The 20724-nt window shown below is 63.3% G+C and carries 15 protein-coding genes and 6 pseudogenes; 15 read left to right on the top strand and 6 right to left on the bottom strand.

What is annotated here, in order from left to right; genetic code table 11:
- Positions 1-61 precede the first annotated feature (61 nt).
- Positions 62-2803, bottom strand: coding sequence for a bifunctional acetate--CoA ligase family protein/GNAT family N-acetyltransferase (locus tag AC1RWI_RS21625; RefSeq protein ID WP_492868638.1), 2742 nt, complete (start codon positions 2801-2803; stop codon positions 62-64).
- A gap of 334 nt (positions 2804-3137) precedes the next feature.
- On the opposite strand from AC1RWI_RS21625, the gene AC1RWI_RS21620 reads away from it, so the two are divergent.
- Positions 3138-3560 (top strand): Hsp20/alpha crystallin family protein, encoded by a 423-nt coding sequence (locus AC1RWI_RS21620; RefSeq protein ID WP_043346129.1) that lies wholly within the window; start codon positions 3138-3140, stop codon positions 3558-3560.
- 26 nt (positions 3561-3586) lie between these two features.
- Here AC1RWI_RS21620 and AC1RWI_RS21615 read toward each other — a convergent pair.
- Positions 3587-3853: pseudogene (locus tag AC1RWI_RS21615) on the bottom strand (poly-beta-hydroxybutyrate polymerase); the annotation flags it as partial.
- Positions 3854-3944: 91 nt separating this feature from the next.
- Entirely contained in the window at positions 3945-4175 is a 231-nt protein-coding gene (locus AC1RWI_RS21610; protein WP_043346131.1) for a YgaP-like transmembrane domain, read from the bottom strand.
- A 143-nt stretch (positions 4176-4318) separates the two neighbouring features.
- On the opposite strand from AC1RWI_RS21610, the gene AC1RWI_RS21605 reads away from it, so the two are divergent.
- From AC1RWI_RS21605 to AC1RWI_RS21590, 4 genes are read left to right on the top strand one after another with little or no spacing between them, the layout of a single operon-like run.
- Positions 4319-5455, top strand: coding sequence for an ABC transporter permease (locus tag AC1RWI_RS21605; protein ID WP_043351787.1), 1137 nt, complete (start codon positions 4319-4321; stop codon positions 5453-5455).
- A gap of 2 nt (positions 5456-5457) precedes the next feature.
- Positions 5458-6156 (top strand): ABC transporter ATP-binding protein, encoded by a 699-nt coding sequence (locus AC1RWI_RS21600; RefSeq protein WP_043346133.1) that lies wholly within the window; start codon positions 5458-5460, stop codon positions 6154-6156.
- A complete protein-coding gene (locus AC1RWI_RS21595) occupies positions 6153-7250 on the top strand; it encodes an HlyD family secretion protein (protein WP_492868636.1) in 1098 nt (365 codons plus the stop codon). The genes AC1RWI_RS21600 and AC1RWI_RS21595 overlap by 4 nt, the downstream gene beginning before the upstream one ends.
- On the top strand, positions 7247-8791 hold the full coding sequence (locus tag AC1RWI_RS21590; RefSeq protein WP_492868634.1) for an efflux transporter outer membrane subunit: 1545 nt from the start codon (positions 7247-7249) through the stop codon (positions 8789-8791). The genes AC1RWI_RS21595 and AC1RWI_RS21590 overlap by 4 nt, the downstream gene beginning before the upstream one ends.
- Here AC1RWI_RS21590 and AC1RWI_RS21585 read toward each other — a convergent pair.
- A pseudogene (locus AC1RWI_RS21585) lies at positions 8780-9196 on the bottom strand (helix-turn-helix domain-containing protein); the annotation flags it as partial. The gene AC1RWI_RS21590 and the pseudogene AC1RWI_RS21585 overlap by 12 nt on opposite strands.
- A 274-nt stretch (positions 9197-9470) precedes the next feature.
- Here AC1RWI_RS21585 and AC1RWI_RS21580 point away from each other — a divergent pair.
- The 5 genes and pseudogenes from AC1RWI_RS21580 to AC1RWI_RS21560 all read left to right on the top strand — a co-directional run.
- On the top strand, positions 9471-9761 hold the full coding sequence (locus tag AC1RWI_RS21580) for a hypothetical protein (protein ID WP_150984839.1): 291 nt from the start codon (positions 9471-9473) through the stop codon (positions 9759-9761).
- 1 nt (position 9762) lies between these two features.
- Positions 9763-10374, top strand: coding sequence for a DUF6036 family nucleotidyltransferase (locus tag AC1RWI_RS21575; protein WP_492868632.1), 612 nt, complete (start codon positions 9763-9765; stop codon positions 10372-10374).
- A gap of 797 nt (positions 10375-11171) precedes the next feature.
- A pseudogene (locus tag AC1RWI_RS21570) lies at positions 11172-13021 on the top strand (DUF4158 domain-containing protein); the annotation flags it as partial.
- A 2-nt stretch (positions 13022-13023) separates the two neighbouring features.
- Positions 13024-13257 (top strand): annotated as a pseudogene (locus AC1RWI_RS21565) (thioredoxin-disulfide reductase); the annotation flags it as partial.
- A 5-nt stretch (positions 13258-13262) separates the two neighbouring features.
- Positions 13263-13592: pseudogene (locus tag AC1RWI_RS21560) on the top strand (IS5/IS1182 family transposase); the annotation flags it as partial.
- 150 nt (positions 13593-13742) lie between these two features.
- Here AC1RWI_RS21560 and AC1RWI_RS21555 read toward each other — a convergent pair.
- Positions 13743-16385: a bifunctional diguanylate cyclase/phosphodiesterase gene (locus tag AC1RWI_RS21555; protein WP_043346142.1), complete on the bottom strand. Its 2643-nt coding sequence runs from the start codon at positions 16383-16385 to the stop codon at positions 13743-13745.
- Positions 16386-16737: 352 nt separating this feature from the next.
- Between AC1RWI_RS21555 and AC1RWI_RS21550 the strand changes: the two genes are divergently transcribed.
- Positions 16738-17586, top strand: coding sequence for a methyl-accepting chemotaxis protein (locus tag AC1RWI_RS21550; RefSeq protein WP_492868641.1), 849 nt, complete (start codon positions 16738-16740; stop codon positions 17584-17586).
- Positions 17587-17631: 45 nt separating this feature from the next.
- Here the strand turns inward: AC1RWI_RS21550 and AC1RWI_RS21545 are convergent, their stop codons facing one another.
- Positions 17632-17835 carry a hypothetical protein gene (locus AC1RWI_RS21545; protein WP_043346144.1) on the bottom strand — a complete coding sequence of 68 codons (204 nt, stop codon included), beginning with the start codon at positions 17833-17835 and terminating at the stop codon, positions 17632-17634.
- A gap of 411 nt (positions 17836-18246) precedes the next feature.
- On the opposite strand from AC1RWI_RS21545, the gene AC1RWI_RS21540 reads away from it, so the two are divergent.
- From AC1RWI_RS21540 to AC1RWI_RS21525, 4 genes and pseudogenes are all read left to right on the top strand, one after another.
- Positions 18247-18528 carry a hypothetical protein gene (locus tag AC1RWI_RS21540; protein WP_492868630.1) on the top strand — a complete coding sequence of 94 codons (282 nt, stop codon included), beginning with the start codon at positions 18247-18249 and terminating at the stop codon, positions 18526-18528.
- Positions 18529-18731: 203 nt separating this feature from the next.
- Positions 18732-18845: pseudogene (locus AC1RWI_RS21535) on the top strand (IS110 family transposase); the annotation flags it as partial.
- Between the two features lie 339 nt (positions 18846-19184).
- A complete protein-coding gene (locus tag AC1RWI_RS21530; RefSeq protein WP_492868628.1) occupies positions 19185-19865 on the top strand; it encodes a methyl-accepting chemotaxis protein in 681 nt (226 codons plus the stop codon).
- Between the two features lie 13 nt (positions 19866-19878).
- On the top strand, positions 19879-20673 hold the full coding sequence (locus AC1RWI_RS21525; RefSeq protein ID WP_492868626.1) for a type IV pili methyl-accepting chemotaxis transducer N-terminal domain-containing protein: 795 nt from the start codon (positions 19879-19881) through the stop codon (positions 20671-20673).
- Positions 20674-20724 lie beyond the last annotated feature (51 nt).

The raw sequence follows: 20724 nt of genomic DNA, 5'->3' as shown, positions 1-20724 counted from the left end.
GAGTAGGGGTGGGCGTTCTGGGAGGTAGTGTTTTAGGCAAAGGCGGGCGGCCAGTGCAATGTCATGGCCCATTGCCTGAGTTCGACCCCGTCAGCAAGAGACGGAGTTCCACGCCGTCGCTGGCAGGCTGGCCAGTGCGCAGCACGTGGATACCGCAGCTTTCGGCGAGCCTGAGCATCGCCCTGTTGGTTGCCAGCGTGGTCCCGACCAGCTCCCGCGTGCCGCGTGTGCGGCAGTAGGCCACCATCTTGCCCAGCAGCAGGCTGCCGATGCCCTGGCGCTTGCAATCGGAGCGCACCGCCACGGCGAACTCAGCGCGCTGGTTGTCGGGGTCGGCCACGGCCCGCACTTCGCCCAGGATGGCCGGCTGCCCGCCGGTTGCCGCTCCGACGGCGACGAATGCCATCTCGCGGGCGTAGTCGATCTGGGTCATTCGTGCGAGCTGGCTGTGCGGCGGTTGGCGGATCATGCAGAAGAAACGCATGCGGATGTCCTCCGGCGCCATAGCGGCAAAGAAGGCCTGGTAGGCGGGCTCGTCTTCGGGATGCACGGGGCGCAATTGCAACGGTGCGCCGTGCCACGTCACAGTCTCCTCCAGTTCCTTGGGATAAGGCCGGATGGCAAGGCGGGCGGCGCCAGGCTGCGTGGCTGTGGCCACGCCGATACGCGTATCCAGGGCCAGTACGCCAGCGCCGTCGGCCAGCAGCGGATTGATATCGAGTTCGGTGATTTCCGGCAGGTCGCATAGCAGTTGTGACAGCTGGATCAGGACCTGGTACAGGGCGTCATGGCGGATCGGCGGCTGGTCCCGATAGCCCGCAAGCAGCTTCGCAACGCGCGTGCGGCCGACAAGATCCCTTGCCAGGTTGACATTCAGCGGCGGCAGGGCAATGGCACGGTCGGCGATGCGCTCGGCGGCGGTGCCGCCGTGTCCAAACAGCACCACAGGGCCGAACACCGGATCGGTGGTGGCGCCCAGGATCAATTCGAAAGCACCCTGCCGGCGGATCATGCGCTGTACCGTGAAGCCATCCAGGCGCGCCCCGGGCCGTTCGCTGCGAATGCGGGCTTCCATGCGCTCCAGGGCCTGCCGTACCTGGCCGGCAGACTGCAGGTCCAGCGCCACGCCACCGACATCGGACTTGTGCGTGATGTCCCGCGACAGGATCTTGGCGACAACCGGAAAGCCGATGCCTTCGGCGGCGGCGACGGCGGCATCGATATCGGCAGCGGTCCGGGTTTCCACCACAGGGATGCCGTAGGCGGTCAGGACCGTGCGGGCTTCGGGTTCGGTCAGCATCGACCGGCCAGTGGCGAGCGCGTCGCGGATGCACTGTCGCGCCCGTTCGCTGTCGGGATCGGGACCTGGCGGAACCGATGCCGGCGTTTCCATCAGCAGTTCCTGGTTGCGGCGGTAGGCCACGGCCTGCAAGAAGCCGCGCACGGCCTGTTCCGGTGTGTCGTAGGTGGGAAGGCCGGCGTGCCGGCAGATCTGGCGGGCGCGGGTCACCGAGTCGCCGCCGAGCCAGCTTGTGAAGACGGGGTGCGATACCGTCGACGGTGTGGCCGGCGCAGTTGGCGTGCTGGCGCTGGTGAGGGCGCAGGTGAGGGCAATGGCGATGTCGCTGCTTGGCACGATCGCCGTGGGAGCGTGGATCATCAGGATTGCATCGCTGCCGGGGTCCGCCGCAAGTCGCTTCAAGGTGTCGACGTAACGTTCGACGGGAGCGTCCCCAACGATGTCGACGGGGTTCCCGTGCGACCAGGTTGGTGGCAAGGCCGCGTCCAGCAACTTCAGCGTGTCGTCTCCCAGGGTGGCCATCCGGCCACCGCCAAGCATCAAGGCATCGGTGGCCATCACGCCAGCGCCGCCACCGTTGGTCATGATCGCCAGGCGATCGCCGGCGAGCGGGCGCGCGCGAGCGAGCGTTTCCACTGCGTCGAACATGTCCTCGGTGCTGTCCACACGCAACATGCCGGCCCGGCGGATCGCCGCGTCGTAGATATCGTCGGCGCCAGCCAGGGCTCCGGTATGCGAGGTTGCTGCTTTCGCGCCTTCTGGCACCCGGCCGGCCTTGATGATCAGCACTGGCTTGTTGCGGGCAGCCGCGCGCGCTGCGGACATGAACTTGCGCCCGGACCTGAGCGCTTCCACATACAGCAGAATCGCCTGGGTGCCCGGGTCGCTGCCGAGATAGTCGAGCACGTCCGCCACGTCGACGTCGGCGCTGTCCCCGAGCGAGACAAAGTGAGAAAAGCCGATCTGGCGCGATCTTGCCCAGTCCAGCACCGCCGTGGTCAGCGCGCCGGACTGCGAGACGAAGGCCAGCTTGCCGGGCAGGGGCGGCGCGTGCGCAAAGCTGGCGTTCAACCCCAGGCCCGGCACGAGCAGCCCCACGCAGTTGGGGCCAAGGATGCGCAGCAGATGCGGCCTGGCGGCGCCGAGCATTGCATCCTGCTGGGTTTGTCCGCCCGCGCCGTCCGCTCGCGCCATGCCCGCGGTAAGAACCACGGCGGCCAGGGTGCCGCGTTCGCCCAGTTCGGCGATCAGGCCCGGCACCGTGTGGGGCGGCGTGCAGATCACTGCCAGTTCGGGCGTATCTGGCAGCGCGGCGACGCAGCGATAGCAAGGCCGGCCTTCCAGCGCGCGGTACTTTGGGTTCACCGCATACACCGGGCCGGCGAAGCCGCTGGCACAGAGGTTGGCAAGCACGGTGGCCCCTACGCTGTGTGGTCGTGTGGACGCCCCGATCACCGCGACCGAGCGCGGATGAAACAGATGTTCCAGGTTACGAATGCTCATTGTGGTTGGGGTTGCCGGGGTGGAAGGTGGCGCCAGATCCGTATCCGGCTGCGGGACGGGCTGTGCGTCAGGCCATATGCCAGCATTGTTCAGCTTGGGTACATCGGTCTTGATGCAGGACAAGGATGTTGCCGATCTGGCAGCAGCGGTATCAATGGACCGGGATTTCCAAAGCCTCCACTACCTGGCGCTGCAGGCCAGCCCTGGCCCCCCAGGATCTCTCGTTGCCGGGCAACGCCGCGCTTGATCTGGAACAAGATACGGCAGGCGCGCTGTGCCACCATGAAGTGGAGGTCCGCTCGCCATGCGGGCCCTTCACTGCAAGGAGGCGACAATGAGCAATCTCAGGATTCACGATCCGCTGTCGATCGAACCGGTTGGGGACATGCTGCAGGGCATGTTGCGCGCGTTTCGCGGCAACTATGAAGGAGGATTCGCGTTCAAGGTCGATGTGACCGAGTCTGACAAGGCCTACAACGTCGTCGCCGAGATTCCCGGCGCCAGGAAGGAAGATATCGAAGTATCCGTCGATCGCGGCACGGTGATGATCTCGGCCAAGGTGGAAAAGTCTTCCGAGCAGAAGGAAGGCGAACGGGTGATCCGGCGTGAGCGCTACAGTGGCTCGATGCAACGCGCCTTTACCCTGGACAGTTCCGTGGACGAAAGCAAGGTGGATGCCAGCTACGAGAACGGTGTCCTGCGGGTGGTACTGCCCAAGAAGGAAGCCTCGCCGCAGCAGCGTGTGACGATCCGCTGAGATGGTGTCTTCCGGGGCCGCCCTCGGACATGCTCGCCAATACCGCCAACACAGCCAAACCTCGGCACTGCGTGGCGCACGATGAGCCGGAACAGGGCGACGGGGCGGCCATCCACGCAATAGGGTCCTTGCGCAAGGTCGTTGTTGAGGAACAGCTTGTGCAGCCACTCTGATTGCATGCGCAAGGGCAGGCGAGTGGCAACCCGGGTCCATGACACCAGGTCGTTCGGGCGCAGCCGCTCGCCGAGCAGGCGCTCGCTCATGATGGGGGACCAGACCAGGTCGCGCGCATCGGCACCCGGGTTCTTCCACGAGATCATGAAGACCGCGTGGCCTTGCTCGACCAGCAAGCGCACCATCGAGTCACGCGGACTGCAAGTCCAATCAGCGCTGCGACCTCTTCCGGCCGCGCACGCCTGCCGCCAGGGGCCGCGGGCGGCAGGCCGGCCGGATCAGTCGGGGTTTCCGCCCGAGGCCGGGCAGGCTGTAGAGGGGGCAGTTGCGGATGAGCCCAGTCAGGACCGGGATCACGCCGATCCATCCCCACCCGCCGATCGTGCCGGTGACGGCAAGGCCGATCAGGGCCAGGCCGACAACGATTGTGCTGGATTGCACGCAGCTCCGGTGTCACCAGCCGCGCCGCAGGCGAGATTGATCTGCATCAAAGGCCACCAAGCGCCCGACACTAGACTGAGTACACGGCACCAGCGTGCCTTGATGCCCCCTGCGCAGCACACGGTCAAGCAAGCAAGAACATGGTGCCCGGTATCCTCAAACTCGCCTACAAGCTGCTCGTCAACGACCGGGCCAAGTTCACCGGCTTGCTGGTCGGGATCACATTCGCGGTGTTTCTGATGATCGAGATGACCTCGCTGTTTGCCGGCGTGCTCAATCGCTCGTCATCGACCGTGTACAACATCGGGGCGAGCATCTGGGTCATGGACCCGGCGGTCAATACCGTGGCCAACACCATCGGCATGCCGGACTACATGCTCGATGCCGTGCGCAGTATCGAGGGCGTCAAGTTTGCAGTCCCGCTCTACTCGGGCGGTGCGCTGGTGCGTCTCAGGAGCGGCACCTACCAGCCAGTGACCGTGGTTGGCATTGATGACGCCAGCCTGTTCGGGCGGCCCGACGTGCTCAATGGCAGGATCGAGGATATCTACGCCGAGAACGCCTTCCTGGTCGTCAAGGATGCCGAATTCAACAAGCTGGAGAACCCGGCGGTCGGCACCGAGTTCGAGATCAACGATAACCGCGGCGTCATTGTCGGGATTGCACAGGTCTCCACCACGGGCCTGTTTGGTGTGCCCACGCTCTACACGACCTACCAGCGCGCCATCCAGTACCTGCCGACCACGCGCTATACGATCTCCTACATTCTCGTGGAGCCCAAGTCCGTGGCGGACGTCACGCGTATCCAGCGGGAAGTGCAACGGCTAGGCTACCGCGCGCTCACCAAGGCGCAGTTCATCCAGCGCATCTCGGATTTCTACAAATACCAGACCGGGCTCGGCACCAATATCCTGCTGATGACCGTGATCAGCTTTATCGTCGGGCTGTCGATCTCCGGGCAGACGTTCTACACCTTTATCCTCGAGAACCTGGAGAAATTCGGCGCACTCAAGGCCATCGGCGCCAAGGGGCACGAACTGGTGGCGATGATCGTGTTCCAGGCGGCTTTCACCGCGCTGACCGGCTACGGCCTGGGCATTGGGCTGTGCGCCATCCTGATCCGCCTGGCGCGGCTGCGTATCCCCGACTACGCCGCCATGATCACGTTCTATAACCTGGGCCTCGCACTGGTGATGGTGATCGTGATCGCGGCCGTGTCCGGTTATATCGGCGTGCGCAAGGTGCTGCGCATCGAACCCTTCGACATCTTCCGGGGGTAAGCATGCCGCGCGTTGCCATTGCCGCAAAGGCGCTGGACAAATGGTTTGGCGAAGGGGAGGCCCGGACCAACGCGCTCAGGCAGGTCACCTTCGAGGCGTACTTCGGCGAGATCCTGTTTATCGTAGGCCCATCCGGCAGCGGCAAGACCACGCTGCTGAGCGTGATCTCCGGCATCCTGCGCCCGGACGGTGGCGAGGTGGTGATCGACGGCAACAGTATCTGGCAGATGGACAACGATGCGCTGGCGGCTTTCCGTCTCGCCAGGATCGGCTTCGTGTTCCAGGACTTCCACCTGTTCGGGCGCCTGACCACGCTGGAAAACGTGGCTATCCCGCTGATTCTCAAGGGCCGCGACTGGAACGATGCGCTGAACGAAGCCAAGCGCTACCTGGAAATCGTCGGGCTGGCCAACCGCGCCCAGTTGCCGCCGATCAAGCTCAGCGGCGGCGAGCAACAGCGCGTGGCCATCGCACGTGCCATTGTTAGCCAGCCCGACATCCTGATTCTCGACGAGCCCACGGCCTCGCTGGATGGCGACACCGGCCACGCCATCATGGAGTTCGTCAAGGTGCATATCCTTAATGACAAGCGCTGCATCGTGATCGTCACCCACGATGGCCGTATTTTCGACATGGCCACCCGCATCCTGGATATGGAAGATGGCAAGCTCAAGGGTATCGAGCGGGGGGAGGCGCGATGAAGAACAAGCTCTTGTTCATCCTTTCAGCGCTGGGCGCCCTGATCGGCGTAGTGGCGGCCATTATCTATGCTCAGCAGCGGCCGCCGCTGCCGCCGGTGTTCCAGCCAGCGGCCAATCCGTACAAGAACGGTATCTACGCCAATGGCATCATCGAGAGCTACCAGGACAACGGCGCCAACATCAACCTGTATCCCGAAGTCGCGGGAACGGTGATCCGTATTCCGGTGCGCGAGGGGCAAGAGGTGGGGCGGGGCGCGGACTTGCTGGTGATCGAGGATTCCGTGCAGCGCGCGCTGGCCGCGCAGCAACAGGCGCAGGTGCAGGCTGCCGAGGCCCAGCTCGCGCAGCTCAAGGCGCAGCCGCGCAAGGAAACGCTGGAGGTGGCACGCGCGCAGGCCGAGGCGAGTTCCGCCAGCCTGAAGACGGTGCAAGACCAGCTCGACAAGCTGCAGCGGTCCTATGCGCTCAACGCCCGCTCGGTCAGCCAGGACGCCATGGACAACGCCGCCAATGCGGTGCGCGTGGCGCGCGGCAACCTCGACGTGGCGCGCCGCCAGCTGGAGCTGACGCGCGCAGGCGCCTGGGTCTACGACATCCGCAATCAGGAAAGGCAGGTCGATGCGTTGCGCAAGGCCGCTGCCGCCTCCACGGCATTGCTCGGCAAGTATGTGGTCCACGCGCCGGTGGACGGCGTGGTCATGTCGGTCAATACGGCAGTGGGCGCCTATGTGTCCTCGCAAGGCACCTACGGCACCTATACGCAGGCCAACACCCCTGTGATCGTGATGGGCAGCGCGCCAGGCACATTGGCGGTGCGCGTGTATGTCGACGAGATCCTGCTGCAGCGCCTGCCGAGCGCGAAATCCGGACAGGCGATGCAGGGGAGGATGTTTGTGCGCGGCACGAACACCAGCATCCCGCTGGAGTTCGTGCGCACGCAGCCTTACGTCACGCCAAAGATCCAGCTGTCCGACCAGCGTACCGAGCGCGTGGACGTGCGCGTGCTGCCCCTGCTATTCAGGTTCAGCCCGCCGCAGAACGTCACTGTCTATCCGGGCCAACTGGTCGATGTCTACCTGGGTGGCACGTCGTGAAGCGCCATGCGCTGCCCGGGTTCGCGCTGATCCTCACCTTGCTGGCTGGCTGCGCCGTGGGCCCGGACTTCGTCCGCCCCGAGCCGGCGGTGCCGGCTAGCTTTACGCGCGATGCAGACGCGGCGCGCACGGTGCCTGGTGACGGGATCTCGCAAAATTTCATGGAGGGGGCCACGTTGCCGGCGCACTGGTGGCGCATGTTCGGCAGCGCCGCGCTGGACGGCGCCATGACCCGGGCTCTGGCGGGCAACCCCACACTGCAGGCGGCGCAGGCCAACCTGCGGCAGAGCGAGGCCGCCATGCGCGCTGGCGCCGGCGTGTTCTACCCGCAGCTGGACGCCGCGGCAGGGGCCACGCGGCAGGCAGCATCGCCGGTCCGCTTCGGCCAAGCCGTCCCGGGCACCGTCTTCAACTTGTTCTCGCTGAGCGCTACGGTCAGCTATACGCTCGACCTGTTCGGCCTGAACCGGCGCACGGTCGAGGCGCTGTCCGCACAAGTTGACCTGCAGCGGCAGACGCTCGGCGCCGCCTACCTGGCGCTGACGGGCAATCTGGTCAACGCCGTGGTCGCCCAGGCTGGCTACGCGGCACAGATCCAGTCCACCACCGAGCTGGCGGCCCTGGTGCGCGAGCAGGTGGAGATCACGCACGCGCAGGTGCAGGCCGGCACGGCAGCACACGCCAGCGAACTGAGCCTGGCGGTGCAGCTTGCCGCGCTGGAGGCGACGCTGCCGCCGCTGCGGCAAAAGCTGGAGCAGGCCGATCATCTGGAGGCGACCCTGTCTGGCCATTACCCTGCCGAGGGCGAGCCGGTTGCCGTGACGCTTGAGAACCTGCGCTTGCCGGCGGACATTCCCCGGCTGCTGCCGGCGGTACTGGTCCGGCGCCGTCCCGATGTGCTGCTGGCCGAAGCGCAGCTCCACGTCGCCAGCGCCGAGGTGGGCGTGGCCACCGCCGCCATGTTTCCCGCCATTACCCTGAGTGCTGGCTATGGCCGCCAGAGCTTGCAGATCGGGACGCTGTTTGGCGGCGGCAGCGCAGTCTGGAGCCTGGGGGCGGGCCTCACAGCGCCGCTGTTCCATGGCGGCGAACTGTACTACCGGCGGCAAGCCGCCCTGGCGCAGATGGACGCGGCGCAGGCCGGCTACCGTCAGGTGGTGCTGGCTGCATTTGGACAGGTGGCAGACGCGTTGCGCGCCCTGGAGCACGATGCTGAACTGGTCGAGGCCACGCGCCATGCGCGGGCTCTCGCCCATGAGGCCTTGCAGGAGGTCCAGGCCAACTTCCAGGCCGGCACCGCCGGCTACTTGCAGGTGCTGGTGGCGGATGCGCAGTTTCACCAGGCCGATATCGGCTACCTGCAAGCCAGGACCCAGCGGCTGCAGGACACCGTGACCTTGTTCCTGGCGCTGGGCGGGGGCTGGGACGCCAGCGCCGAATGTCCCAACAGGCGCTCAGGCCTACCGCTTCGTGATGGCGCCATTGGGCCAATGTCATCCTCCGACAGCGCCTCGTCGATCGCGCTTTGCCGCTCGCTGTGAAACCGGCCGCGAAAAAGGTGCTTGCAAGCGTGGCACCCAGAAGCCGGCGTCAATCATGATCCGCCGCACCGTCTCCGTGGCCAGGTCGATGCCATGGCGCTCGCGCAGCTTCTCGCAGGCCAAGGTCGGACCGAAATCGGCATAGGTGTCGCGGATCAGGCCGCGCACGCGGGATTCCAGACCTGGCGGCAGTTGCCGATTGCTATCACGGCCGCGCTTACGCGAACCTAGTCCGCTTGGACCGTCTTCGCGATACCGGATCACCAGGCGTTCCACCTGGCGCCGGGGCAGTCCCAGCTTCTCGGCCGCACGCCAAACCGTCAGGCCGTGCTCAACGACGGCCTGAATCACCTTGAGCCGGTCCAGTTCACGCATCGACATGGTCACTATCTCGGGCTTCGGCATGGCTGGACTCCGATCCAGGCGGATAGAGCGCCAGCATGCTCGCGTTAGCTCATGGGTACGACATTTCTATTTGGCCCAAGTACGACATTACTATTTAGCCCTGACATTGCTTATGCGCATAATATAGGTTATGTGCTTTATGAATCACAATCGATATGTGCAGCTGAGGAGCTTTGCCAAGTGTAGTCAGTCAAGATTGCCTTGATGCACTGGGAACGGTAAAGTTGGACTACCGGCTAGCAATGGTCAGCAACAGTAAGTTGGGAGCGAAAGCATGACATCGAGGGATGACGAGCGCAACGTTTTGGCCCGGTGCGCGGCCGCGTCGCGCGGTGACATCACGGTAGCTTTCGATCAGCGAGAAGCCAACGTTTTTCGTCTTGCCGCGATGGTGCTGCAGTCGCGTTTGCCAGTGGAATCAGTTCGCTTGATGCATGCGAGCGAGCAATACTTCCGTCTGTATCCGACCGATAAGGTGTCCAGCGCTGACGTGGTTCGGAAAGGCTGGGTATCGGGCTTGCCTCGGCTGCGCGATATGCTGACTATGCAGTTGCGGCCTCACTGAAATGGCCGACAACGTATCCTTCCACACACGCACGGCACTTGCCGAGGGCCTTCGCGAGCTGTTCAAGCAGCTTGAGCAGCGCCTTTCCCTTCGACAACCACTGACGGTCTACCTGGCTGGGGGGATGGCCGTGCACCTCTATACGGCAAGCCGAGTCACGACGGACGTTGACGCTGAATTCGCTGGCCGGGTGCTGTTACCTCAGGACGTGCTTGTGGACGTGGTCTTGGAAGATGGGACGCCTCAGGTCATCTACCTGGACACAAACTACAATCCAACGTTCGCGCTAATGCATGAGGACTACCAGGAAGACTCTATTCCGGTGGACCTGGGCCTGGATCAGATACAGGTACGCGTGCTCTCCCCCGTGGATCTCGCTGTCAGCAAAATCGCGCGACTCGCCGGTAACGATCGCGAAGACATTCGCGCACTCGTTGCCGCTGGACTGACGTCGGCAGACGAGATCGAGAACCGTGCGACAAGCGCCCTTGGGGGTTACGTAGGCGGGATCGAGATGCTACGCCTCAACCTTCGCGACACACTCGAGATAGCGCGTGAAGAGGAACGCATCGCCGCTGCTGCGACTGGTACGAAGGAACGTCCTACAGTCTAATCGTTGCAGAGCCTGCGCGACGCCTGCGGTGCCTTCACCTGCCGATCCAGGCCTGCCGCCACGCTACCACGCCCCGACTGCTAAGAGGTCTCGTCAACGAAGCCAATTACGGGACGGGCGGGATCGTCCAGGCCGATGATTTTATGAGCCGGCGGCATGCGGTCGCGTCCTGGCTGAGACGGCGTCGTCGGCATGATGCGTGTGCCGAGAAAATCCGTCGCGCCTGTGCCTATGTCGATGCAATGATGGTAGAGCGTGGGCTTGCGGATCTATGGCGTGGGGGAGATTGCACGGTGCTCCGCGGCAGGGAACCTAGACTCCGTGCGGCGCCTTGGGGCTTTATCCAAAGCGTGGATGAGAGCCGATAGTTCCTGGTCGGCGATTCGCGCCAGCTCTTTGGCCCCAAAGCGTCTCCGCGGATGGACCACGTGTGCCACGCCACCGTCGGCATCAGCGCGGCACCCGAGGCCGGAGCCACCGCACGGCGTCCCGCTTGGCGTTTCAACGCGACCCGCTTGATCCGGGACCAGGGGAGTCTTGACCTGGCTGGCAAACGTGAGTGCCTTACCAGCGCGATACGCGAGGCCGCACGAAACATGATGCAGGTGCCAATCCCCGAGTTGGCAACGCGCAGCGAGGCCTCGCTTGTCGGGGTAATCGTCCTTTTCGTGCAGATTGATACGGTTATTAGTCAGCCCCGATGTTGGGTGGGTTGCATCCCGCGCGGTTGACCTTATTGCGGCCATCCAAGCACTTGTCGTACAGTTTTGTCCCGAACGACGCCCCGAAAAGTGTAGATGTCGGCATTTGCGTATCGCTACGTTGGTAGGGAAGAGTTGCCTGCCCGCTTGACAGAATTTGACCTGCGGCAGTTCTTTCAGCTCACCAATGCTGATATTGCGGCAATACGGGAGCGGTTTCGGGCCGACAGATACGCAGCGGTAGGCCTACAGCTCGTTGGTCTCCGGACCTTCGGTCGGCCGTTGGACCGGGTTGCTGCCGTGCCGCGCAATCTCCTTCAGTACCTATGCGAAGCTTTTTCAGCGCCGCCGCTGTCGATTGCCAGCCTGAAGACGCTGTACCAACGACGCCCGACGTTGTACGAGCATCAGCAATGGGTCAAGGAGCACCTTGGCATCAAGGCGTTCGATGTCACCAGCCAGGCTGCTTTGCTGGAGATGCTCTACGTGCAAGCTGCCGCAGCGGCACACATGGATGAACTTGTCGCCACCGCCCAGCGATGGCTCTACGAGCGTTGCCGCCTCATTCCCGGCCAGCGCCAGATCACCGATTTGGCACGCCAGGCATTTTCCGCCTACGAGGCGCAAATGCTCGCAGCGGTCAACCGGGCAGTGCCAGTGGCTACGCTGCGGCACTGCATGGAATCCGTCCGCAGTCCACGGGCTGACGGCTCTACAACGCACCTCGAGTGGATCAAGGCGCCTTCCAAGCGCAGCGGCCCCAAGAACCTCGTTGAAACGCTGGCAAGATCCGGTACCTAAAGTCCCTTGCTGTGCATGAGTGGAACCTGGATGACATCGCCTTGCCCAAACTGCGTGCCTATGCGCAGAAGGTGCAAGCAAGGCGACCAGCCAAGACCAAAACACTTAAGGAGAGCACCGAGGGACTTGAACTGGTGTGCTTTCTACGGATGAGTTTGCTGGAACTCACCGATATCGCAATACACCAGACCAGCCGACGCAGCCAGGATTTGTTCCGACGCGCGGCCAGCACGGCGCAGTCGACGCACACCCGCTCTGCCATGGAAGACCGGCAGCAGGCGCTCAAGGCCGAGGCCGTTCTGCAAGACAAGAGCAAGTCCACCAAGCAGCGGGTGGATGAAGCGCTGAAGCATCTGGCCGACGTCACCGATGCGACGCAATCGAGCTTTGCGTCACATGTGCGCGCGGCGCTGACCGGTGACCATCAGCGGATTCACGCTCTCCTGTCGGGCCTGGATGGCCTGGAATTCGGAGGCAGGGAGGATGATTCTGGCTTTGCGAACCTCAAGGCGTGGCGCGATCTGCAGACGAGGAAGCTCAATGCCCTGCCAGAAGACTTTACGGAGACTGGCGGCGTTGGCACGGCATGGCATGGCATGGCCTCGTCCATGACCCTGATCCAAAGCGTGGCTATCAGGCCTTCGCCGCCTGTACCAAGATGTCGCTACGAAATGGCCTGCGCCGGGGCAGCGTATGGATTGATCACTCGATCCGCTTTCGTGATGGCGACCAAATGCTCATCCCTGCCAATGAGTGGGAGCGCGACCGTGCCAAGTATCTCGGGCTGTTGGGCCTGCCACTCGCAGCTGATACCTTCATCGCACAACTATTGGATACCCTGCGTGCTGGGGTGGCTGCGGTGGCCGAGGCCTGCGCTCAAGGCAAGATCGAAATTGGAGACGATGGCATGCTTCACCTGCCGGTGATTGCGCCGGTGGAGCAGGACGATGAGCCGCGCCGCACGCGCGACTTGATCTTCAAGACAATTGGCGATGTCCAGTTTCCGGACCTATTGCTGGAGGTCGACGCCTCGACCAATTTCAGCGAGGTGCTACTGGGGCACCGGAAAGAAGGCATCGGCCGACATGATGTCACTGGACGTTTCACGACATCTGTGGATCGCTCGTGTTGATCCACGTCGACGCATAAAGGACGATTACCCCAGATTGGGCACCAACCGAACACGGGAATCTTTGCTGGACAAGTTGGCATGCAGGATGGATATATCTCCACCGGTGTCGACGGGTTCGCAACCATGACTAGCGTGCCTGGAGTTTTCGCTGCCGGCGATGTGCAAGACCAAATTTATCGGCAGGCAATTACAAGCGCCGGCTCTGGATGCATGGCGGCGTTGGATGCGCTGCGATACCTGGAGCAATAGGGGCCTCCCGGCTATTTCCCGATGCTCGGCTGTTCCGCAAAGGCAATACAGCCAGTGCACTGCGCTACATGGGACACACCCTGAGCGATAACCGTCATGGCCTGGTGGCCAGCGCCATGATGACTGTCGCGGACGGTTGCGCAGAACGCGAGGCCGCCAAGGTCATGATCAACGATGCTCGGCAGGCCGTTGAGGATCCAGGCACGGTGCTCACGCTCGGTGCAGACAAGGGCTATGACGCAGCGGAGTTCGTCGAAGCGTGCCTGAGGATGAGGGTCATGCCGCACGTGGCGCAAAACACCAATGGGCGACGCTCTGCAGTGCCCGATCCGATTGATAAAGGGACAAAAGCGCGCGGGAAACAGGCGTCAGGCAGTCGAAAAGCCGACGAAGCTACGCCTACGTTTCAGGATGTGGAAAAAACAGAGTCGTCGCCGCGCGAGCGGGAAAAGCCGCCGTTGCGCGGGACGAAGTTCAGCAGCCTGTTAAGTCAAGGCGCTCACGAAGGCCTCGAACGCGCTGGCCTCCACCGGCGGACAGAAGAAGTGGCCTTGCCCGTAGTCGCAGCCGGCAGCCAGCAGGATGTCGCGCTGCGACTCGGTCTCGATGCCCTCGGCAATCACGCGGATGCGCAGTGCATGCGCCATGCTGATGATGGCGCGGCACAAGGCCACGTCGTCCGGGCCCCGCGTCAGCGAGCGGATGAAGGACTGGTCGATCTTGATGTAGTCAATGTCCAGGCGCCGCAGGTACGACAAGGACGAGTAGCCGGTGCCGAAGTCGTCGAGCGCGATCTCGATGCCCGCCGCCTGGAAGCGGGAGAGTTGATCCATGACGTCGGCGTTCTGCTCCATCAGCGAGCCTTCCGTGATCTCGATGACGAGGCTGCCCACCGGCACGTTCCTGCGCTCGATCATGCTGGACCAGGACTCGGGCCCGCTCGCAGGCGCGCAAAACTCCATGGGTGATTTGTTGACCGAGATCTGGAGGCCCTTGCCCAGCAGCACCTGCCAGCGCACAAGCTGGTCCAGGGCTTCCGTCAGCACCCAGCGGCCGATGTCGATGATGAGGCCGGATTCCTCTGCAACGGCAATGAAATCGGCCGGGTGGATCGGCCCGCGTACCGGATGGTTCCAGCGAATCAGGGCTTCGGCCTTGCAGACCTTGCCCGTGCGCAGATTGACAATGGGCTGGTAGTGCAGCGCGAACTGCCCGGACGCCAGCGCCGTGCGCAGATCCTGCGTGATGCGCAGGCGCTCCTTTTCCGCCTGCAGCAGCGCCTGGGTGAAGACCTTCCAGCGATTGCGGCCCTCCTGCTTGGCGGCAAACATCGCCTGGTCGGCGCACACCAGCAGGGCCTCGGCGTTGTTGGCGTCCTTGGGGTAGGTGGCCACGCCGATGCTGGCCGATACCACCACCAGCTCGCCGGCCAGGCGGTAAGGCGCGGAAATCCGCTGCAGGATCGCCTGGGCAATGCCCTCGGCAACGCCGGCATCGCCCACCGCGGGCAGGATCACGGTGAACTCGTCGCCCGCCAGCCGCGACACGGTATCCGACGCGCGCACCGATGCCGCAATGCGCCGCGCCGCCTCCAGCAGCAACAGGTCGCCCTGGTCGTGGCCGAGGGTATCGTTCACCTCCTTGAAGCGATCCAGGTCGATGAACAGCAGCGCCAGCACATCCTGTGTGCCGCGCGAACGCTCGATCTCCCGCTCCAGCCGGTCGAAAAACAGGCGGCGGTTGGGCAGATCCGTGAGCGCGTCGAAATTCGCCTGGTGCCGGATGACTTCCTCCGCCTGGCGCTTCTCGGTCATGTCATGGATCAGCGCGACGCGGCGGCGCTCGCCATACGCGTGGGCCAGGTAGGTATCCACCGTCAGGTAGGCGGGAAACTCGCTGCCGTCCTTGCGGCGGATCGAGAATTCGCCGCTCCATCTGCCCTTGGCTCCCACGGTAGCCCGCAGGCGTTCGACCAGCCCTGCCGCATTGCCTGCCCCGCTGATGCTATAGCCCGAGCGGCCCTTGATCTCCTCGGCTGTATAGCCGGTGGCGGCGGCAAAGGCCGGATTCACGTCGATGATGGTGCCATCGAGCGACGTCACCACCATGGCCTCGCTGCTGGACGAATAGACCAGCGAAGCCAGCCGCATCTCCTCCATATGGCGCCGTCGCTCCGCCATGGTGCGGCGCAAGCTGTAGTACAACAGGCCAAGCAGCAGCGTGGAAGCCATGGCACCGGCCAAGGCAACGCGGCGATAGACCTCGTAGGGCGCCAGCACCAGCCCGACCGACTCGCCCACCACGAAATTGAGCCCGAACTCCGGCATACGGTGATAGCCGAAGACCCGCTCCACGCCTTCGGAGCCCGACACCGCCCGATAACTACCAGACTGGGGCGACTCGCTGGCGAGGTACGGCCTGTTGCTGACCGCCCTTGCCAGCGTGCCCTCCAGGGCCGGCACGCGCGCAATGACCTGGCCTGAAGTCTTGATGACCGACGCCACTTCGCCATCACGGTTAGTGAACGTCTGCGCAAAGCTGGCGAACTGCTCCGGACTGACCGAGACCACGATGACCCCGTCGAAGCTGCCCGCGCGCAGGATGGGGCGCGTGAACTGGATCGACCATTTGTGCGAGACCTTGCCCTTCACCGGGTCGCTGATGAACAGCATGTCGCGCCCGCCCGCGTTCCGATGGATCCGGAAATGCTCGCGCCCGCTCAGGTCGACCTTCTCGCCGGGCGCGGGCGGGGCGATGGACGAGTAGACGAGCAGGCCATGCTTGTCGATCACTGCCACCTGGAACGACAGGTCTACCACCAGGTTCTCCCGCTCACGCACCATGTCGATGAACCCCGTCTGGCCAACCAGCCAACTGGCCCGCAGGTCGAGGAGGAACTCGGACAGCCGCAGGATGCTGGATTGCGAGTACGCGCCGAACGCCTGAGCTTCCGCCTGGGTACGCTCCGCGGCGTCGTGCAGCAAGCGGTCCCGTTCGCTCACGAGCTGAAACACCGCGAACACCCATGTTGCAATCAGCCACGCTGCCGCCCCCAGGTTCAACGGGGAAAAGACTTGGCGCAGGCGCTGCAGCGCCTTGCCATATTGGGTGGTCGAACGTTTTGGCATGAAACTGGTATCGCAGCGCAGCGAAGAATGGACATCGATAGCAGGCTAATCGAGGTCAGCGAACCCGACAAGCAGCATGTACGCTAGTCCCGTGCTCACGGCGTGGAGCCGGGCTGGCATGCGCCGAAAACGTCACGTTACGCTCGCGCTCTGCTCGACTCGTGGGCAGGGCCTCGATACCGGACATGGCCCGCCTGATGCGAAGTACGCCTTCGTATAGGCGTGCACGCCCGCATCCGCCAGCACCGCCTCCGACGCCAACCATCGATAAGCCCCATGCTGGGGCAAGGGCAACTGCCCCCCGTCCACCGGCCCAGATAGACAGCGGGGCAGCGCGGCGCTACAGGGGGAGCTGGACGCAGAGCGCCAGGCGCACGCGGCCGCGCAGGCCTCCGACCTCGCTGCACGCGGCGGGCAGGCTGTGCGGCGCGTGGTAGATACGATGGGTGACATCCGGCTCGCCTCCAGCCAGATTGGCGAGATCACCGGCGTGATCGAAGGCATTGCCTTCCAGACCGACATCCTTGCGCTAAATGCCGCCGTGGAAGCAGCGCGCGCGGGCGAGCAGCCCTGCGGTGGGCCGAGGTTGCTCTTGTCGGATTCTCATACATATTGGTTCGCCACGCCGCCTCGATCCGCGGATCTACATTCCCCCATGAAGGGCTATTGCAGACACTGCCAGCACATCGGAGACTGGGCGTCACTTCACCATCATGCAGCTGACATGGACGCCACAAAAGAGCAGGGCGACGCCGCCAGGAAAAATGCCATGCGCGCCGAGATGCTTCGCGCGCAGGCGAGGCGGTTCATGAGGTTCGTGGGCGAATGTCTCGCCCAAGAGGGATTCTTGGCCCGCTCCGCGGTGGAAGGCCCAGCGTTACCGGGTGATGAGAGAGAGAGTTTCGAACTCAATACTAGCTTCGGTCGCGTTTATGCTCAGTTCGGCTTTGCGAAATGGGATGGACACCTCGTGGGGCGGTACCAATTCTCGCGCTTCGTTCTAGGCACAGATGAGATGATGCGGCTGATTCCGTTCCATGTGATCCTGATCGAGGATCAGGGGAACGCAACCTTTTCCGAGGATGGTTTCTTCGAATGGAAGATCCCAGATAGTCCGGATAGCAATTACGGTCCGGCGCTCGTTGGCTGTTTGCTCCACGGATTCCAAGAGTCGCTTCCACAGATAAAGCGACCGCAGTAGAACCGATTCGCCAGAAAGCGGCCACCTTCGGGTGGCTCTATTGATCTAGGGGGCCAGCGTGCGCACCAGTCTCGATTTTAGTGGCCAAGGCCTGAATGCGAGAATCCAGACGCAGGCCAGAGGCCCAAAAATAGGTATCAGGGCTAGATACTCGAAGCCCGACTCGAAGCGAGCCGTGCGGAAAACCTTCCGGAATGGGAAGAACCAGAGCGCCTCGAAGACGAGGAAGCCCAGCAGGGAGATGCTCATAGCGGCCTCATGGTGCAGTGCACACGTTAGAAGCAGTGTACGGCCGATCTGCGTTCTTTGATCCCCCAATAATGGGGGAGCGTTTGAATCCCTCGAATTGCTCCCTGCCACTTGGCATTTCCTTGACCCAACGCCAGTTTCCGCGCTGCCCGGATAGAGGGATGGTCGGCATTCTCGAATATGTAAAGCTACTTATATATGACTAATCCCGGCCATCCCTCGACTTGGCGCGCGCCGCAGTAGCCGAGGCCGATCCACCGCACGCAGGGACACGCCTGTGGACAAGCCGCGCAGGGGCAGGTGGCCGGCAGCCTCTGCGGATTTGATTAAAATTTAAGCGAAAGGGCGGGCCGCGAGTTCCCGCCGGCGCGAATTCCCACAACGGCCACCTCCAGACAACCTTGAAGTCCCATGCTCCCAGACGACGGCACAACGCCGGATCCGGCGCAGCCCCCAAATCGGTTCACCTACACCACGTCGATCGAAATCGAGCGCGCACAAGCGATTACCTGGATCCGCATCCAGATGGCCCAGTACGGCCTGACCCTGGTCGACCTGCAGGCCACCGGCTGCTTTACTGAGACCCCGCCGACCCGGTCGCCTGGGGCGGTGCGCTACCGCAACGCGCACGGGCAGGTCTGGGACGGGCGTGGTGCCATGCCGGCCCTGGCCGCGGCGACTTCCTGCGTGTGATGTTTGCGCTTGCTCATATACAGCCGGACCTGCTGGTCCGTAATTGGCGATTGACTGTGGCATGCCGCCCCCTCGCTGACGGCAGGGGTAATCGAATGGAAGGGACTTCCCCGTCCCGAGGCTGCGGCGGAAGCCGCGAGTCGGCATCGAGGTGCCATGATGGCATGTCGAAATGCCATCAAGACCACAGGAGGGGAAGCCCCATGTCCATTGTTATCGTGGGTATCGGGCTGACCAAAGACGTGCTTGCCGTCCATGGGGTCGATGCGGCAGGCAAAGTACTTCCAGTCAAGCCGAGAGTTACCCGTGATCAGCTGGCCATGCCCCAACGCACGCGTCGTGATGAGGCATCTGGCACGGGATCGGTGCGTGGGTCGGCCCCGCCGTGCCACTTTCCTGCGCCCGCAGCCTGATGCAACCCCCCGTAGGCTATGGCATAGATATTGCGTAGGCGACACACAGGCCAACGGCGGCCTTGAAACAATCTGGCAAGTCGCGATGACACGCTCCGAAAAGGAGCATCCCGGGCAACGGCGCCCCGAAGCGAAATGATCACGAACCGGACAACCGGTTTGCAGGCATCTCGCTTCGGGGCGCTTTTTCTTTGCCGGTCAGCGCGGTGCGCGTCTGCGTCGACACTACCTGCAAGGCATGGCATGAACGCTTTCTCTACTCAGTCACCCGAGGCCGAAGTGTCCGCCGAAACCATCGGCGGATTGATCAACCTTTCCGGAAGGCAGCGCATGCTGTCGCAACGGATCGTCCTCCAGATATTGCTCGCTTCGCGGGGGGACACTGGCGCGCTCGATATCGCGCGCAAGTGCCTGTCAATGTTCGAGTCGGCGCATTCGGATCTCGTAACGGGCAATGCGCGTTTGCCCGGCGCATTCTCCGGCGCTTTGCAGCAGCTGTATTTTGGCAGTCCGCGCGCTGACGCGCGTATCCGTGAATTCATCGCCCTGGTCAGAACAGCGATAGACGCACCACTGGCCGACACCGGCCGGCGAGCGCCATCCCTCGACGTACTGGTGGCGCAGGCCACGCCGGTGCTTGAACTGCTGCAGACCGTCACGCAGGCCTACCAGGAGGAGATGCACCGTTGCGAGGCCGCAGTGCGCAAACGCCACACCGACCTCGTCGAGCGCCTCAGCGGTATTTCAATGCAGGCGAACATCGTCGCAATGAATGCGCGCATCTCGGCGGCGCGGGCGGGAGAGTACGGCAGGGAGTTCGCGGTGATCACGCTGGTGCTTGCGGACATCATCAAGGAGATGGATCAGTTGATCCGACACGTCGTCGGCTCGATCGATGCGTCCAAAGATCCAATCAAAGTTTAATGCGGAGACACCCTTGAAACGTTACGTCTGTTCCTTCTGCTTGATTGCCTGCGGCGTCATGGCGCTGGCCTTGGCCGGGATTGCTTCGGCCGAAACGCCAACAATCAACGCGGCGATCAACAAGGCGGGCCGCCAGCGCATGCTGTCTCAGCGCATGGCCAAGGCCTACTGCCAGGCTGGCCTTGGTGTTGAAGTCGAGCGTTCGAAGAAGATCCTCGAACAATCCGTGGCGCTCTTTGACAAGCAGCTCATGGAGCTGAAGGCGTCAGCGCCCACGCCGGAGATCAAGGACACCTACGCCAGGCTCGAGCAGTCATGGATTCCCTACAAGCAGTTGCTGTCCGCTGGCGATCCGAATCTCGATAGCGCGAAAGCAATCGCAAGAATGAGCGAGGACGTGCTGAAGCTTGCGCAACAGGGAACCCTCCTGCTCGAGAAACATTCCGGCACCATGACGGGTAAGCTGATCAACGTTGCCGGTCGCCAGCGGATGCTCTCGCAGAGAATCGCCAAGATCAGCATGTTCCGCGCCTGGGGCATTACTTCCCCCCAGATGGCACAGGATCTGGACACGGCCACCAGGGAATTCGCAGCCGCGCAGGAACTCCTCACCGCAGCACCGCAAAACACAGAGGCCATCCGTCGCGAACTGCAGCTTGCCGACTCTCAGTGGCTGTTCTTTGAAGAGGCGCTCAATCAGACCGGGGTCAGTCGCGCGGAACAGTTGAGAAACATCGCCACGACCAGCGAGCGTATTCTTCAGCTGATGGATGACGTCACCAGCATGTATGAAGGGATACCCAAGTAACGTGGGAGCGTGAACGAGCTATGCCAGACGCGGCTTTACGGCAGCCACGTT

The sequence above is a fragment of the Cupriavidus sp. MPR-AND1C genome (genome assembly GCF_058809705.1).
Note: the sequence above shows the minus strand (reverse complement) of the source record. Positions and strands in the feature narration are given on the sequence as shown.